The sequence below is a fragment of the Kitasatospora sp. NPDC030952 genome, assembly GCF_055571335.1.
On the sequence record NZ_JBVIFM010000028.1, the window covers coordinates 76,235 to 92,214 of the forward strand.

At 72.7% G+C, this 15,980-nt stretch carries 12 protein-coding genes; 8 read left to right on the forward strand and 4 right to left on the reverse strand.

Annotated features, from left to right (window positions below; genetic code table 11):
* Positions 1–62: 62 nt before the first annotated feature.
* Complete coding sequence (locus tag ACZ47G_RS34150; protein ID WP_465749471.1) at positions 63–668, forward strand: DUF485 domain-containing protein; 606 nt, start codon at positions 63–65, stop codon at positions 666–668.
* A complete protein-coding gene (locus ACZ47G_RS34155) occupies positions 665–2,341 on the forward strand; it encodes a solute symporter family protein (RefSeq protein WP_465749473.1) in 1,677 nt (558 codons plus the stop codon). The genes ACZ47G_RS34150 and ACZ47G_RS34155 overlap by 4 nt, the downstream gene beginning before the upstream one ends.
* A gap of 61 nt (positions 2,342–2,402) precedes the next feature.
* Here ACZ47G_RS34155 and ACZ47G_RS34160 read toward each other — a convergent pair whose 3' ends face one another.
* Together ACZ47G_RS34160 and ACZ47G_RS34165 are read right to left on the reverse strand one after the other, a co-directional pair.
* Entirely contained in the window at positions 2,403–3,089 is a 687-nt protein-coding gene (locus tag ACZ47G_RS34160) for a response regulator (protein ID WP_380462239.1), read from the reverse strand.
* Positions 3,089–4,675, reverse strand: a complete 1,587-nt coding sequence (locus ACZ47G_RS34165; RefSeq protein WP_465749476.1) for a sensor histidine kinase — start codon at positions 4,673–4,675, stop codon at positions 3,089–3,091. Before ACZ47G_RS34165 ends, ACZ47G_RS34160 begins: the two co-directional genes overlap by 1 nt.
* A 266-nt stretch (positions 4,676–4,941) precedes the next feature.
* Between ACZ47G_RS34165 and ACZ47G_RS34170 the strand changes: the two genes are divergently transcribed.
* Genes ACZ47G_RS34170 through ACZ47G_RS34180 form a run of 3 tightly spaced genes read left to right on the forward strand, consistent with a single transcriptional unit; the run spans position 4,942 to position 7,748 of the window.
* Complete coding sequence (locus ACZ47G_RS34170; protein ID WP_465749478.1) at positions 4,942–5,766, forward strand: ABC transporter ATP-binding protein; 825 nt, start codon at positions 4,942–4,944, stop codon at positions 5,764–5,766.
* A complete protein-coding gene (locus ACZ47G_RS34175; protein ID WP_465749480.1) occupies positions 5,756–6,637 on the forward strand; it encodes an ABC transporter permease in 882 nt (293 codons plus the stop codon). Before ACZ47G_RS34170 ends, ACZ47G_RS34175 begins: the two co-directional genes overlap by 11 nt.
* Before the next feature lie 40 nt (positions 6,638–6,677).
* Positions 6,678–7,748: an ABC transporter substrate-binding protein gene (locus tag ACZ47G_RS34180; RefSeq protein WP_465749482.1), complete on the forward strand. Its 1,071-nt coding sequence runs from the start codon at positions 6,678–6,680 to the stop codon at positions 7,746–7,748.
* Positions 7,749–7,834: 86 nt separating this feature from the next.
* Here the strand turns inward: ACZ47G_RS34180 and ACZ47G_RS34185 are convergent, their stop codons facing one another.
* Both ACZ47G_RS34185 and ACZ47G_RS34190 read right to left on the reverse strand, forming a co-directional pair.
* Positions 7,835–8,737 carry a sucrase ferredoxin gene (locus ACZ47G_RS34185; RefSeq protein WP_465749483.1) on the reverse strand — a complete coding sequence of 301 codons (903 nt, stop codon included), beginning with the start codon at positions 8,735–8,737 and terminating at the stop codon, positions 7,835–7,837.
* A gap of 213 nt (positions 8,738–8,950) precedes the next feature.
* Positions 8,951–11,401, reverse strand: coding sequence for a DNA gyrase/topoisomerase IV subunit A (locus tag ACZ47G_RS34190; RefSeq protein WP_465749484.1), 2,451 nt, complete (start codon positions 11,399–11,401; stop codon positions 8,951–8,953).
* Positions 11,402–11,707: 306 nt separating this feature from the next.
* Between ACZ47G_RS34190 and ACZ47G_RS34195 the strand changes: the two genes are divergently transcribed.
* The 3 genes from ACZ47G_RS34195 (at position 11,708) to ACZ47G_RS34205 (ending at position 15,945) form a co-directional block, all read left to right on the forward strand.
* Entirely contained in the window at positions 11,708–13,042 is a 1,335-nt protein-coding gene (locus tag ACZ47G_RS34195) for a M16 family metallopeptidase (RefSeq protein WP_465749486.1), read from the forward strand.
* Positions 13,039–14,427, forward strand: a complete 1,389-nt coding sequence (locus ACZ47G_RS34200) for a M16 family metallopeptidase (RefSeq protein ID WP_465749488.1) — start codon at positions 13,039–13,041, stop codon at positions 14,425–14,427. Before ACZ47G_RS34195 ends, ACZ47G_RS34200 begins: the two co-directional genes overlap by 4 nt.
* Positions 14,428–14,751: 324 nt before the next feature.
* A complete protein-coding gene (locus ACZ47G_RS34205; RefSeq protein WP_465749490.1) occupies positions 14,752–15,945 on the forward strand; it encodes an RtcB family protein in 1,194 nt (397 codons plus the stop codon).
* Positions 15,946–15,980: the final 35 nt, after the last annotated feature.

The following is a 15,980-nucleotide window of genomic DNA, read 5'->3' on the forward strand; positions in this document are numbered from 1 at the left end:
CGGTGTCCGGGGGCCTCCATGATGGTTCGGGTCAGAACGCCCGGCCCGGCCCAGGAGCAGCAGTGCCACAGCAGCAGACCAGCAGTCCCGGACAGGGGCAGCGATTCGACTGGTGGGCCGCTCCGGCCACCGCCGCCGCATCCGAGCCGGCTGCCGCGCCCCGCCGAACGGCCGTACCGGCCCAGCCGGTGCCCACCCGTACGGCCGCGGGCCGGTCGGCCGCCCCCGAGCCGGCGGCCGCGCCCGCCGCCCCGCCGGCCGCGCCCCCGGTCGTGCCGCCGCCGGCCCCGGCCGCCGCGTCGGCCGCCGCACCGCTGGCCCCGCCGGAGCCGACCGCGCCGGTGAGCACCACCGACAGCACCGAGGTCTACCGGAGCGTCCAGGCCAGCGCGGCCTTCCAGGACATCCGCCGCAGCTACCGGGGCTTCGTCTTCCCGACCAGCGGGGCCTTCCTCGGCTGGTACCTGATGTACGTCGCCGCCGAGGCCGCCGCCCCCGGCGTGATGCGCACCCCGGTGGCCGGCCCGCTCAACGTGGCCTGGCTGCTCGGACTGCTGCAGTTCGCCTCGACCTTCCTGCTCACCTGGCTCTACGCCCGCAACGCCCGGACCAAGCGCGACCGCGCCGCCCTGGGCCTGCGCTGGGACACCCAGGACCAGCTGCGATGACGGCCACCACCGGCGTGCTGACCACCGCCACCCCGCCCCCCGTCGCCCCCACCGGCCAGCACCACGGCCTGGCGATCGTGCTGTTCGCCGTCATCGTCCTGGTCACCCTGGGGATCACCCTCTGGGTCGGCCGCCAGGGCAATGCCGCCGAGGACTTCTACGCCGGCGGGCGTGACTTCACCCCGTTGCAGAACGGCTTCGCCCTCTCCGGCGACTACCTCTCCGCGGCCTCCTTCCTCGGCGTCGCCGGGCTGATCGCCCTCTACGGCTACGACGGCGTGCTCTACAGCATCGGCTTCCTGGTGGCCTGGCTGGTCGTGCTGATGCTGGTCGCCGAACTCGTCCGCAACGCCGGCCGGTACACCCTCGCCGACGTGCTCGCGCTGCGGCTGCGCCGCCGCCGGGTGCGGGCGGCGGCCGGTGGCGCCAGCGTCGTGGTGACCCTGCTCTACCTGGTCGCCCAGATGGTCGGCGCCGGCTCGCTGGTCGCCCTGCTGCTCGGCACCAACAGCGCCCAGGCCCGGACCTGGACGATCATCGCGGTCGGCGCCCTGATGATCGTCTACGTCACGATCGGCGGGATGCGGGCCACCACCTGGATCCAGATCGTCAAGGCCGTCCTGCTGATCGCGGGTTCGGTGCTGCTGACCGTGCTGCTGGTGGTCCGCTTCCACGGCGACCTCCTCGAGCTGATGCGCCAGGCCGCCCAGCACAGCGGCGCCGGGCACCGCTACCTCGAACCCGGGCTCAAGTACGGCGCCACCTTCACCAGTCGGCTGGACTTCTTCAGCCTGGGCCTGGCCCTGGTGCTCGGCACCGCCGGCCTGCCGCACATCCTGTCCCGCTTCTACACGGTGCCCACCGCCCGGGCCGCCCGCCGCTCCACGATGTGGGCGATCGGCCTGGTCGGCGGCTTCTACCTGATGGCCATCGTGCTCGGCCTGGGCGCCACCGCGCTGATCGGCTCGGCCGAGGTGCGGCACGCCAACTCGGCCGGGAACACCGCCGTTCCGCTGCTCGCCCTGGTGCTCGGCGGCGGCAACGGCAGCACCGGCGGGGTGGTGCTGTTCGCGTTGATCTCGGCGATCGCCTTCGCCACCATCCTCGCCGTGGTCGCCGGGCTGACCCTGGCCTCCTCGGCCGCCTTCGCCCACGACATCTGGGCCGGCGCCTGGCGCGGGCGCCCGCGCCGTCGCGGTGGGGAGCGGGCCGCGGAGAAGGTCAGCGAGCAGCAGGAGGTGGTGGTCGCCCGGTTCGCCGCCGTCGGGATCGGCGCGGTGGCGATCGTGATCAGCCTGTACGCCCAGCAGTTGAACGTCGCGTTCCTGGTCGGCCTGGCCTTCGCGGTGGCCGCCTCCTCGAACCTGCCGGTGCTGCTGTACAGCCTGTTCTGGTCGCGGTTCACCGTCCGGGGCGCGGTCTGGTCGGTGTACGGCGGGCTGGTCCCGGCGATCGTGCTGGTCTTCTTCTCGCCGGTGGTCTCCGGCTCCAAGGTGGCGCTGTTCCCCGGCGTGGACTTCCACTGGTTCCCGCTGGAGAACCCCGGCATCGTGTCCATCCCGCTGGGCTTCCTGGCCGGTTGGATCGGGACGCTCACCTCGCCCGAGCCCGCCGACGCGGACCGATTCGCCGAGCTGGAGGTGCGGGCCCTCACCGGTGCGGGCGCGGCCTAGCCGTACTGATCCGTGAGGTCGGGGCCCCGGCGGGCCAGGGGCCGCCGGGGTTCCCCCGTGTCTAGGCCCGGGCGGCCAGTCCGTAGCGGTGTTCCGGGCGGCCGGTGTCGCCGTAGCGCAGGGTCAGCCGCAGCCGGCTGTCGCGCTCCAGTTGCTTGAGGTAGCGCTGGGCGGTCGAGCGGCTCAGTCCGGTGGCGTCGGCGACCTCCTGGGCGGACAGCGGCCGGCCGGCCCGCCGCAGCACGCCGAGGACCAGGTCGGTGGTGGGCGCCGAGTGGCCCTTCGGCAGGGCGCCGGTGGGCGCGCAGGCGCTGCGCAGGGTCGCGAACAGCCGGTCCACCTCGTCCTGGCCGGCCTCCCGGGCCGGTGCGGCCAGCGCGTGCCGCAGCTGCGCGTACGAGACCAGCTTGTCCCGCAGTCCGGCGAAGGTGAACGGCTTGACCAGGTACTGCAGGGCGCCGTGCTGCATCGCGGCGTGCACCGTGGAGACGTCCCGGGCGGCGGTCACCATCATCACGTCGCAGGCCACCTGGCGGTCCCGCAGCCGGCGGACCAGCGCCAGGCCGGTTTCGTCCGGCAGGTGGTGGTCGAGCAGCAGGAGGTCCACCGGGCGGCGCTCCAGCGCGGCCAGCGCCTCGCCGGCCGAGTGGGCGGTGCCGGTGACCCGGAAGCCCGGCACCTTGGCCACGTACGCGGCGTGCACGTCCGCGACCCGGAAGTCGTCGTCCACCACGAGTACGTCGATCATCACGCCTCCACGAGCTGAGCGGTGAGCAGGGCCTCGGGCAGTTCGACGGTGAACCGGGCGCCGCCGAGCGGGCCGGTGTCGAGCACGATCCGGCCGCCGGTCCGTTCGACCAGCCGCCGCACCATCGCCAGGCCCAGCCCGCGCGGGCGGTGCGCGGGCGCGCCCTTGCTGGTCCACCCCTCTTCGAAGACCCGTAGGCGCAGCTCCTCCGGCACGCCCGGGCCGCTGTCCGCGACCTGCAGCAGCAGGGTGGAGCCGGCCGCCGCCAGCGTCACCTCCACCCGGCCGCCCCCCTCCAGGGCGTCCACCGCGTTGTCGATCAGGTTGCCGAGCACCGTCACCAGCGCCCGGGCGTCCACCACCGTGTCCGGCAGGTGGGCGGCCGGGGCCAGCGCCAGCCGCACCCCGCGCTCGCCGGCCACCGCCGTCTTGCCCGCCAGCAGTGCCGCCACGTGCGGGTCCCGCACCTGCTCGGCGATCCGGGCGGCGACCACGGCGTGCGAGCCGGACTGCTCCGAGATGAAGGCCACCGCCTGTTCGTGGCGGCCGAGTTCGAGCAGGCCGAGCAGGGTGTGCATCCGGTTGGCGTGCTCGTGGTCCTGGGCGCGCAGCGCGTCGGTGAGGCTGCGGGTGGTGTCCAGCTCGCGGACCAGCGACTCCAGTTCGGTGCGGTCGCGCAGCGTCACCACCGCGCCCTCGCTGGTGGCCGTCCGGTTCACCACCAGCACCCGGTCGTCCCGTACGGCGGGCAGGTCGGGGCCGGTGATCCGCCCGGTCAGCACGTCGGCCAGCCGGCCCGGGGGCAGCACTTCGGCGATCGGGCGGCCGGTGCAGTCCTCGGGCAGGCCGAGCAGCCGGAGGGCCTCGTCGTTGGCCAGCCGGATCCGGCCGCGCTCGTCCAGCGCCACCATGCCCTCGCGGATGCCGTGCAGCATCGCCTCCCGCTCGACCAGCAGCGCGGAGATGTCGGCCAGCGCGATGTTGTGGGTGCGGCGCTTGAGCCGGCGGGCCAGCACCAGGGTGGCGACGGTGCCGGCGGCCAGACCGGCGGCGGCGCACAGCAGGATGCCGGTGAGCATCTTCAGCAGGCGGCGGCGGATCGAGTCGTCGCTGATGCCGACGGACACCTCGCCGACGATCCGGCCGTCCGTCGTCCGCAGCGGCACCTTGCCGCGGGCGGTGCGGCCCAGCGTGCCCTGCTGGATCGCGGTGACGCTGCGGCCGTTGAGCGCGGGCTCCGGGTCGGTGCTGACCCGCTGGCCGATCCGGCCGGGGTCGGTGTGCGACAGCCGGATGCCGTCCAGGTCGGTGACCACGACGAAGCTGGCGCCGGTGGCCAGCCGGATCTGCTCGGCGTTGCGCTGCGCGGTGACGACGTCCCGGGCGTCGGCGGCCCGGGCGATGGTCTCGTCGGTGGCGGTGGCCTGGGCGATGGACAGCGCCCGCTGCATCGCGTCGTGGTCCAGTTCGCTGCTGACCGGGGCCAGGAACAGCCCGGCGGTCACGGCGGTGACGCCGACGGTGACGACGGTCTGGCTCAGCAGGAGCTGGGCGAAGACCCGGCGGGGCCAGTGGGGGAGCTTCATCCGGGCCTCCTCTCGGTGGCGTCGGTGCTACGGGGGCGGGGTCCGTCAGGGGTGGGTCCGTCAGGGATGGGGTCCGTCAGGGGTGGGGTCGGGACACCCTATGTTTCCGGGGTGTTTCTGTCAGCCCGCGTCCCCGCAGTTGTAGCGGAAGCAAAACGAGCAGAACACCCCTCAATGCGGAGAAGTCGCACTACGCGGAGAAGGCTCCCGCCGGGGCCGGGGCCGCTTCTACCTTTCCGGGGCAAGCACTGACCCGGGAGGAATCAATGACCAATACCCCGGCGATCGAGCTGACCGGCGCGACGAAACGCTTCCGCACCCCCTCCGGGGCCCTGCACACCGCCGTCCGCGATCTCGATCTGACCGTCGCCCAGGGCGAGTTCGTCGCCGTCGTCGGCCCCACCGGCTGCGGCAAGTCCACCACCCTGACGCTGGTCAGCGGTCTGGAGGAGCCCACCGAGGGCGAGGTCCGGGTGTACGGCGAGCCCGTGCGCGGGATCGACCCCCAGGTCGGGTTCGTCTTCCAGCAGGACGCCGTCTTCCCCTGGCGCACCGTGCTGTCCAACGTGATGGCCGGGCCGCGGTTCCGCGGCGTGCCCGCCGCCGAGGCCAGGGAACGGGCCCGGGACTGGCTCGGCCGGGTCGGGCTGTCCGCCTTCGAGGACCGCTACCCGCACCAGCTGTCCGGCGGCATGCGCAAGCGCGTCGCGCTCGCCCAGACCTTCGTCAACGACCCGGCCATCCTGCTGATGGACGAGCCCTTCTCGGCGCTGGACGTGCAGACCCGCGCCCTGATGTCCGACCAGCTGCTGGAGCTGTGGGCCGGCACCGGTTCTTCCAGAAACGCAGCGTCGGTCGTGTTCGTCACCCACGACCTGGACGAGGCCATCGCGCTCGCCGACCGGGTCGTCGTGATGACGGCCGGGCCGGCCACCGTCAAGGAGATCTTCACCGTCGACCTGCCACGGCCGCGCACCGTGGAGGCCGTCCGGCTGGAACCGAGGTTCGTCGAGCTGTACCGCGAGATCTGGGCCTCGCTCGGCGAAGAGGTGCGCATCACCCGGGAGAGAGGAGCGGGTCGTGCCGCTTGAGACCGCGTCCGAAACCGCTTCGACCGCCGCCGGGAAGCCCCCGGCCGCCACGACCAGGACCGAGGCCCGCGAACGGGCCGCCCGCAACCGCAGGCTGACCGTCTACGCGGCCCGGCTCGGCGTGCTGGTCGCCTTCCTCGGCCTGTGGGAGCTGTGCGCCCGCACCGAGGTCATCGACCCGTTCAACTTCTCGCAGCCGTCCAGGATCTGGGACCAGATCTGGCAGTGGATCACCCACGGCACCGCCCAGGGCTCGCTCGGCGAGCAGATCGGCTACACCCTGTACGAGGCCCTCAGCGGCTGGGTGATCGGCGTGGTCGGCGGTGTGCTGCTGGGCATCGCGCTCGGCCGGATCCGGTTCCTGGCCGATGTGTTCGGGCCGTACATCAAGGTGCTCAACGCCATCCCGCGCATCGTGCTCGCCCCGATCTTCCTGATCTGGTTCGGCCTCGGCCCGGCCTCCAAGGTCGCCTCCGCGGTGGTGCTGGTGTTCTTCCCGGTGTTCTTCAACGCCTTCCAGGGCGCCCGCGAGGTGGACCGCAACCTGGTCGCCAACGCCCGCATCCTGGGCGCCGACAACCGCAAGGTCACCCTCCAGGTGGTCATCCCCGCCGCCACCACCTGGATCTTCACCAGCCTGCACGTCAGCTTCGGCTTCGCGCTGATCGGCGCGATCGTCGGCGAGTACATCGGGGCCACCAAGGGCCTCGGCCTGCTGGTCGCCGCCGCCCAGGGCACCTTCAACGCGGCCGGGGTGTACGCCGCGATGACCATCCTCGCGGTCGTCGCGCTGGTCACCGAGGGGCTGTTGACCTTCGCCGAGAAGAAGCTGTTCCGCTGGAAGCCCGCCGACGCGGGCGACGGCCGCTGAACTCCCCACCTGCCCGTACGTACAGAGAGGCTCCCCCACGATGCGCCCGCACCCGACCGGCAGAGCTGCCGCCGCCGTCCTCGCCGCCGCCCTGGTCCTCCCGCTCTCCGCCTGCGCCAACGACGCCGCCTCCTCGGCCCACGGCGCCGCCCCGGCCGGGCAGCAGGTCGACGGCCCCAAGGTCAAGATCATGGTCGGCGGCCTGGACAAGGTCATCTACCTGCCCGCGATGCTCACCCAGCAGCTCGGCTACTTCGCCGAGGCCGGCGTCAACGTCGAGCTGCTCACCGAGCCGGCCGGCGTCAACGCCACCACCGCGCTGCTGGCCGGTGACGTCCAGGGCGCCGTCGGCTTCTACGACCACACCATCGACCTCCAGGCCAAGGGCAAGCACGTCGAGTCGGTGGTCCAGTTCGCCCAGGCCCCCGGCGAGGTCGAACTCGTCTCCGCGAAGCAGGCCGACGCCATCAAGTCCGGCGCCGACTTCAAGGGCAAGAAGCTCGGCGTCACCAGCATCGGCTCCTCCACCGACTTCCTCACCAAGTACCTCGCGGTCAAGAACGGCGCCTCCGTCAGCGACTTCAGCCCGATCGCGGTCGGCGCCGGCCAGACCTTCATCGCCGCCCTCCAGCAGGGCAGCATCGACGCCGGGATGACCACCGACCCGACCGTCGCCGCCGTCCTCGACAAGGGCCTCGGCAAGATCCTCTACGACATGCGCACCCCCGAGGGCTCGCGCCAGGCGCTAGGCGGGCTCTACCCCTCGTCGTCGCTGTACATGAACACCGAGTGGGTGGAGAAGAACAAGGAGACCACCCAGAAGCTCGCCGCCGCCTTCGTGAAGACCCTCAAGTGGATGTCCACCCACAGCCCGGAGGAGATCGCGGCGAAGATGCCCGCCGACTACGCCCAGGGCGGCGCCCAGCAGTACGCGGCGGCGATCAAGTCCACCCTGCCGATGTTCACCACCGACGGGGTGATGCCGGCCGACGGGCCCAAGACCGTGCTCGCCGTGCTCGCCGCCTTCCACCCGGACGTCAAGGGCAAGGAGGGGACGATCGACCTGGCCAAGACGTACACCACCGAGTTCGTCGGCAAGGCCGCCGGCTGAGTCCGGCGTCCGTCGCGGTCCCGCGCTCACCCCATCTGCCCGTCGGTCCCGCGCTCACCCCCACGGGCGCGGGGCCGCCGCGGTGTTCAGAACCCCCGTACGGACAGCACGTCCATCCGCGACGGCGTCCCCGCCGCCTTGCCGCAGCTCTCCGGACGCGGCGGCTCGCTCACCGACTCGATCACGTCCACCTCCCAGGCCCGGCCGTCCCGGTGCACCACCCGCACCAGCCAGCGGCCCGCGCCGTCCGGCCGCTGCACCAGGGTCAGCGCCGCCGCCCCGGTCTCGCCGGTCGCCAGCCGCACCGCGTGCTCGGCCGCCTGGCCCGGACGCTCCCAGCCCGAGCAGCCCCGCGACCACTCCGGCACCATGTGCCCGGCCGCCGTCGCCGCCAGCACCTCCTTGGCGCTCTCCGGCGTCAGCCGCCCGTACGCGTAGCCGTACGGCAGCACCAGCATCGTGGGGGAGAAGCGGTGCCCGCCCAGGTGGGTCACCTCCCACACCTCGCTGTGCCCGGCCGCCGCCAGCTCCGCCGCGAGCGGACGGCCCAGCAGCGCGCAGCAGCGGTCCCGGCGGCCGTTGGTGCACACCAGGGCCAGCGGGCCGCCGACGTGCTCCACGCCGAAACCCGTGTGGTCGCCGACGCCCAGCGCCGCGAAGTCCAGCTCCAGCAGCTCCGCCGGGTCCCCGACCTGGGCCCGGCGCACCCAGCCGCGGCCCGGTACGGTGTGGGCCACGACCACCTCGTGCCGCGCGGTCGGCAGGCAGTCCGCGTGCCGGCCCGGCCGCCGGATCAGGGCCACCCGTACGCCGGTGCCCGCCGCGGCCGCCTCCAGGGCTCGCCCGACCGCCGTGTCGAGGTGGCTCTCGGCCAGCGCCTTCGCACCCCACGGGCCGTTCTGCTCCAGCAGCAGCCAGGTGGTCGCGACCGCCGCCGTCGCGGTCAGCGGCTCCGAAAGTTCACGCGACGCGGTCGCACAGGTGCTCACTTGGGCAAGGCTACCCTCAGCCGTTCGGGCGGGCCCGGGGGCCGGGAACGGGCCTCGGACGAGCCCGCGCGACGGCCCCGGACACGCCGGAGGGCGGGGCACCCGCAGGCACCCCGCCCCCCCGGACCAGGCATCACGCCGAACCGGACATCATGCCGGGCCAGGAATCACACCGGGCCAGGAATCACGCCGGGCCGGACATCACGCCGGACGTCACGCCGGACCGGCCACCACCGCGATCGGCGCCGCCACCGGGGTGCCCGAGCCGTCCCGGCGCGGGTCACGCTCCGGCAGGTCGACCGGCGCGCCCTTGGCACCGGCCGCGCGGGCCGGGGCCGCACCCGCCCAGGCGAACGCCAGCGCGTCCTCGCCCCGCAGGAAGCGCTGGCAGCGGACGCCGCCGGTCGCCCGGCCCTTGCGGGGGTACTGCTCGAACGGGGTGACCTTCCAGGACGACTGCTCGTCACCGGACAGGGTGCCGGAGGCGCCCGCCACCGAGACCACCACCGCGTCCACGGCCGGATCCACCGCCGTGAACGACAGCACCCGCGCGCCGTCCGCCAGCTTGACGCCCGCCATGCCGCCCGCCGGACGACCCTGCGGACGGACCTGCCCCGCCGGGTAGCGCAGCAGCTGGGCGTCCGAGGTGATGAAGACCAAGTCCTCCTCGCCGGTGCGCAGTTCGACCGCGCCCACCAGCTCGTCGCCGTCCTTGAGGGCGATCACCTCGAACTCGTCCTTGTTCGCCGGCCACTCCGGCACCACCCGCTTCACCACGCCCTGCACCGTGCCCAGCGCCAGCCCCGGCGAGGACTCGTCCAGCGTGGTCAGCGCCAGCACCCGCTCCCCGGCCTCCAGCCGCAGGAACTCGCCCACCGCGGCGCCGCCCGCCAGCGTGGGCGACGGCATCGGCGGCAGCGCAGGCAGGTCGATCACCGGCAGCCGCAGCACCCGGCCCGCCGACGTCACCACACCCACGTCCGCCCGCGCCGTGGCCGGCACCGCCGACACGATCACGTCGTGCTTGGCCCGCTTCTCCGACAGCTCGAACGGCTCGCCGTCCGCCGTCCGCGCCAGCAGCCCCGTCGAGGACAGCAGCACCCGGCACGGGTCGTCCGCCACCTCCAACGGCACCGACAGCGCCGCCGACGGGGCCGCCCCCGCCTCCAGCAGCACCGTGCGCCGCTCCGTCCCGAACTGCTTGGACACCGCGCCCAGTTCGGACGACACCACGCTGCGCAGCTTGGCGTCCGATTCCAGGATCTCGGTCAGCTCCGCGATCTCCGACTTCAGCTTCGCCTTCTCCTGCTCCAGCTCCACCCGGTCGAACCTGGTCAGTCGGCGCAGCGGGGTGTCCAGGATGTAGCCGGTCTGCGTCTCCGACAGCGAGAAGCGCTCCATCAGGCGCTCCTTCGCCTGCTGGGCGTTGTCACTCGACCGGATGATCGCGATGACCTCGTCGATGTCGACCAGGGCCACCAGCAGACCCTCGACCAGGTGCAGCCGCTCCTCCCGCTTGCGGCGGCGGAAGTCGCTGCGCCGACGCACCACCGTGAAGCGGTGGTCGACGTAGACCTCCAACAGCTCCTTCAGGCCCAGCGTCAGCGGCTGCCCGTCCACCAGCGCCACGTTGTTGATGCCGAAGGTCTCCTCCAACGGCGTCAGCTTGTAGAGCTGCTCCAGCAGCGCCTCCGGCACGAAGCCGTTCTTCACCTCGATCACCAGCCGCAGCCCGTGCTCGCGGTCGGTGAGGTCCTTGACGTCCGCGATGCCCTGCAGCTTCTTCGCGTTGACCAGGTCCTTGATCTTCGAGATGACCTTCTCCGGGCCGACGTTGTACGGCAGCTCGGTCACCACGATGCCCTTGCGGCGCGCCGTGACGTTCTCGATCGTCGTGGTCGCCCGGATCTTGAAGGTGCCGCGACCCGACTCGTACGCGTCCCGGATCCCCGACAGGCCGACGATCCGTCCGCCGGTCGGCAGATCCGGACCGGGCACGAACCGCATCAGGGTGTCCAGGTCCGCGGTCGGGTGCTTGATCAGGTGCCGGGCCGCGGCCACCACCTCGGACAGGTTGTGCGGCGGCATGTTGGTCGCCATGCCGACCGCGATGCCCGTCGCACCGTTCACCAGCAGGTTCGGGAACGCGGCCGGCAGCGCCAGCGGCTCCTGCTCGCTGCCGTCGTAGTTCGGACCGAAGTCGACGGTGTCCTCGTGGATCGACTCCACCATCGCCATCGAGGCCGCCGTCAGCCGCGACTCGGTGTAACGCATCGCCGCCGGCGGGTCGTCGTTGCCCAGCGAACCGAAGTTGCCGTGCCCGTCGATCAGCGGCAGCCGCATCGAGAACGGCTGCGCCATGCGCACCACCGAGTCGTAGATCGACTGGTCGCCGTGCGGGTGCAGCCGGCCCATCACCTCGCCCACCACGCGGGCGCACTTCACGTGCGCGCGGTCCGGGCGCAGGCCCATCTCGTTGGCCTGGTACAGGATCCGGCGGTGCACGGGCTTCAGACCGTCCCGCGCGTCGGGCAGCGCACGCGAGTAGATCACCGAGTAGGCGTACTCCAGGAAGGAGCCCTGCATCTCGTCCACGACGTCGACGTCGAGGATCCGCTCCTCGAAGTCTCCGGGCGGCGGGGTCTGCGAACTGCGGCGGGCCATCGCGGCGGGGCTCCCTTACGTGTCGCTGGCTGTGGCGGCGGCCGGTGGTCGGCCGGCCGTCGGGCGTCGGAACGGGCGGTGCCGTCCTGATGCACCGTCCTGCCGCCGCGACCGTCAACCGGACGCGACCGACAGGGCACGGCGCCCCCATTGTGGACCCTCGCGCCGACACTCCCGGTCAGCGGCCCTCTTCCGCCCCTGGCGAACGCCACTTCCGCGCGGACACAAACACGCCCCCCACGCGTTGCACCACAATGGGGGACGCCACACGAACCCCGACATCGACGACGGGAAGGACCCGAGCGCATGGCCAACCCGGCCCCCGCCTCCAGCCGAGGCATCGCCATCACCGAGCACCGCCTGGCCAACGGCCTGCGCGTCGTCCTCTCCGAGGACCGCCTCACCCCGGTCGCCGCGGTCTGCCTCTGGTACGACGTGGGCTCCCGCCACGAGGTCAAGGGCCGCACCGGCCTGGCCCACCTCTTCGAGCACCTGATGTTCCAGGGCTCCGCCAACGTCTCCAACAACGGCCACTTCGAGCTGGTCCAGGGCGCCGGCGGCTCGCTCAACGGCACCACCAGCTTCGAGCGCACCAACTACTACGAGACCATGCCCGCCCACCAGCTGGAGCTCGCCCTCTGGCTGGAGGCCGACCGGATGGGCTCGCTGCTCGCCGCCCTGGACGAGACGTCCATGGAGAACCAGCGCGCCGTCGTCAAGAACGAGCGCCGCCAGCGCTACGACAACGTCCCGTACGGCACCGCCTTCGAGAAGCTCACCGCGCTCTCCTACCCCGACGGCCACCCGTACCACCACACCCCGATCGGCTCGATGGCCGACCTCGACGCCGCCACCCTCGAGGACGCCCGCGCGTTCTTCCGCACCTACTACGCGCCCAACAACGCGGTGCTGTCCGTGGTCGGCGACATCGACCCCGAGCAGACCATCGCCTGGGTCGAGAAGTACTTCGGCTCCATCCCCGCCCACGACGGCAAGCAGCCGCCGCGCTCCGGCGAACTCCCCGACACCATCGGCCGCGAGCTGCGCCAGAACCTCGCCGAGGACGTCCCCTCCCGCGCCCTGATGGCCGCCTACCGCCTGCCGCACGACGGCACCCGGGAGGCCGACGCCGCCGACCTCGCGCTCACCATCCTCGGCAGCGGCGAGTCCAGCCGCCTCTACAACCGGCTCGTCCGCCGCGACCGCACCGCCGTCGCCGCCGGGTTCGGCCTGCTGCGCCTGGCCGGCGCCCCCAGCCTCGGCTGGCTCGACGTCAAGACCTCCGGCGACGCCACCATCGCGCAGATCGACGCCGCCGTCGACGAGGAACTCGCCCGCTTCGCCGCCGAGGGCCCCACCCCCGAGGAGCTCGAGCGCGCCCAGGCCCAGATCGAGCGCGAGTGGCTCGACCGGCTCACCACCGTCGCCGGCCGCGCGGACGAACTCTGCCGCTACGCCGTCCTGTTCGGCGACCCCAAGCTGCTGAACGACGCCCTCCCCAAGGTCCTCGACGTCACCGCCGAGGAGGTCCAGGCCGTCGCCAAGGCCCGGCTCCACCCCGACAACCGGGCCGTCCTCGTCTACGAGCCGACCGCCGCCGCTTCCGACGCCGCTTCCGAAGAGGAGGGTGCCGCCGTATGAGCACCGACTACGTCCCCGCGATGACCTTCCACCCCCAGCCCCAGCCCGGCACCCCCGGCCCGTGGGCCTTCCCCGCCCCCGAGCGCGCCGCCCTCGGCAACGGCATCACGGTGCTGCACTGCCACCGGCCCGGCCAGCAGCTGGTCGCCGTCGAGGTCCTCCTCGACGCCCCGCTCGCCGCCGAACCCGAGGGCCTCGACGGCATCGCCGCGATCCTCGCCCGCGCCCTCAACGAGGGCACCGACACCCTCACCGCCGAGGAGTTCGCCGGCGAGCTGGAGCGGGCCGGGGCCACCCTGGACGCCCACGCCGACCACCCGTGCATCCGGGTCGCCCTGGAGGTCCCCGCCTCCCGGCTGCAGCGCGGCCTCACCCTGCTCGCCGACGCCCTGCGCGCCCCCGCCCTGCCCGCGGAGGAGATCGAGCGCCTGGTCGCCAACCGGCTCGACGAGATCGTCCACGAGCAGGCCAACCCCGCCCGGCGCGCCGCCAAGGCCCTCTACGCCGAGCTCTTCGACGCCGCGGACCGCCTCTCCCGGCCCCGCAGCGGCACCGCCGACACCGTCAAGTCGATCGACCGGGCCGCCGTCAAGGCCTTCTACAACGCCCACGTGCGGCCCGCGACCACCACCGTCGTGGTGGTCGGCGACCTCACCGGCGTCGACCTGCCCGCCCTGCTGGAGAGCACCCTCGGCACCTGGACCGGCAGCACCGCCGAGCCCTCCGTCCACGCCCCCGTCACCGGCGACGACCACGGCCGCGTCCTCATCGTCGACCGCCCCGGCTCCGTCCAGACCCAGCTGCTGATCGGCCGGATCGGCCCCGACCGCCACGACCCGGTCTGGGCCGCCCAGATCCTCGGCACCTACTGCCTCGGCGGCACCCTCACCTCCCGCCTCGACCGCGTCCTGCGCGAGGAGAAGGGCTACACCTACGGCGTCCGGGCCTTCGCCCAGCCGCTGCGCTCCGCCGCCGACGGCACCGGCCGCTCGCTGCTCGCCATCAGCGGCTCGGTGGACACCGCCTCCACCGCCCCCGCGCTCGCCGACACCTGGACCATCCTGCGCACCCTCGCCGCCGAGGGCCTCACCGACGCCGAGCGCGACGAGGCCGTGCAGTTCCTGGTCGGCGTCGCGCCGCTGAAGTACGAGACCGCGGGCTCGGTCGCCGGCACCCTGGCCGACCAGGTCGAGCAGTACCTCGCCGACGACTACCAGGCCGAGGTCTACCGCCAGCTGGCCGAACTGCCCACCGCCGCGGCCACCGAGGCCGTGGTCGCGGCCTTCCCGCCGGACCGCCTGGTCACCGTGCTGGTCGGCGACGCCGCCGCGATCGAGGCGGACGTGCGGGCGCTCGGCATCGGCGAGGTCACCGTCGTCAGCTGACGCCGTGAGCCGTCGTACCCGGCCCGGTGGAGCACCCGCTCCGCCGGGCCGGACGCGTCTTTAAATCCGTTGCGGGCCCGTCCCGTTCCGTGGATAGATGTTCCCCGACGCACAGAGCGTGCGAACTGCGGACACAGCGAAGGGAGGCGGTCACCATGCGGGTCGAGCGAACCATACGACGACGCTCCCCAAGGCCGTTCCTCCCCTGCTCCGCTCCGGCTGCCTGAGCGCAGCCCCTCCCGAACTTCCCCGAGCCGCGCCGGGATTCTCTTTCGCGCGGCAGCATTTCTTCCGAACTCCCCGACCGCTGGAGGTCGTTCAACCATGACGTACACCGAAGTACCCGGCATCCGGGTCCCGATCCGGATGTGGACCGACCCGGCGACGGTCGAGGGCGCGGCCATGCAGCAGCTGCGCAACATCAGCTCCCTGCCCTGGCTGCACGGCCTCGCCGTGATGCCCGACGTCCACCTGGGCAAGGGCGCGACCGTCGGCTCCGTCATCGCCATGAAGGGCGCGGTCTGCCCGGCGGCCGTCGGCGTCGACATCGGCTGCGGCATGAGCGCGGTGAAGACCTCCCTCACCGCCAAGGACCTCCCGGACGACCTCTCCGGCCTGCGTTCCAAGATCGAGCAGGCCATCCCGGTCGGCCGAGGCCTCCACACCGACCCGGTCGACCCGACCAAGCTGCACGGCTTCCGCGCGGCGGGCTGGGACGACTTCTGGCAGCGCTTCGACGACATCGCGGAGGACGTCAAGTGGCGCCGCGAGCGGGCGATGCAGCAGATGGCGACGCTCGGCGGAGGAAATCACTTCATCGAAGTGTGCGTTGATACGACTGGCGCGGTCTGGCTGATGCTGCACTCCGGCTCCCGCAACATCGGCAAGGAACTGGCGGAGCACCACATGGGGGTCGCCCGCTCGCTGCCGCACAACCAGGGCCTGGTCGACCGGGACCTGGCGGTCTTCCTCGCGAAGACCCCGGAGATGGCCGACTACCGCCAGGACCTCTTCTGGGCGCAGGAGTACGCGAAGCACAACCGGGCCCTGATGATGGCGCTCTTCCAGGGCGTCGTCCGAGGTGAGTTCGCCAAGGCGCAGGTCACCTTCGACGAGGTGATCAGCTGCCACCACAACTACGTGGCGGAGGAGCGGTACGACGGCGTCGATCTGCTGGTGACCCGTAAGGGCGCGATCCGGGCCGGATCCGGCGACTACGGGATCATCCCGGGTTCGATGGGGACGGGTTCCTACATCGTCCGCGGTCTGGGCAACGCGGCGTCGTTCAACTCCGCCTCGCACGGCGCCGGCCGGAAGATGAGCCGCACCGCCGCGAAGAAGCGGTTCACCACGCGCGATCTTGCCGAGCAGACCAAGGGCGTGGAGTGCCGCAAGGACAGCGGCGTGGTGGACGAGATCCCGGGCGCCTACAAGTCCATCGAGAAGGTCATCGAGCAGCAGAAGGACCTGGTCGAGGTGGTCGCGCACCTCAAGCAGGTGATCTGCGTCAAGGGCTGAGCGGGCCGCGAGTCCCGCGGACAGCAGATCGGGGT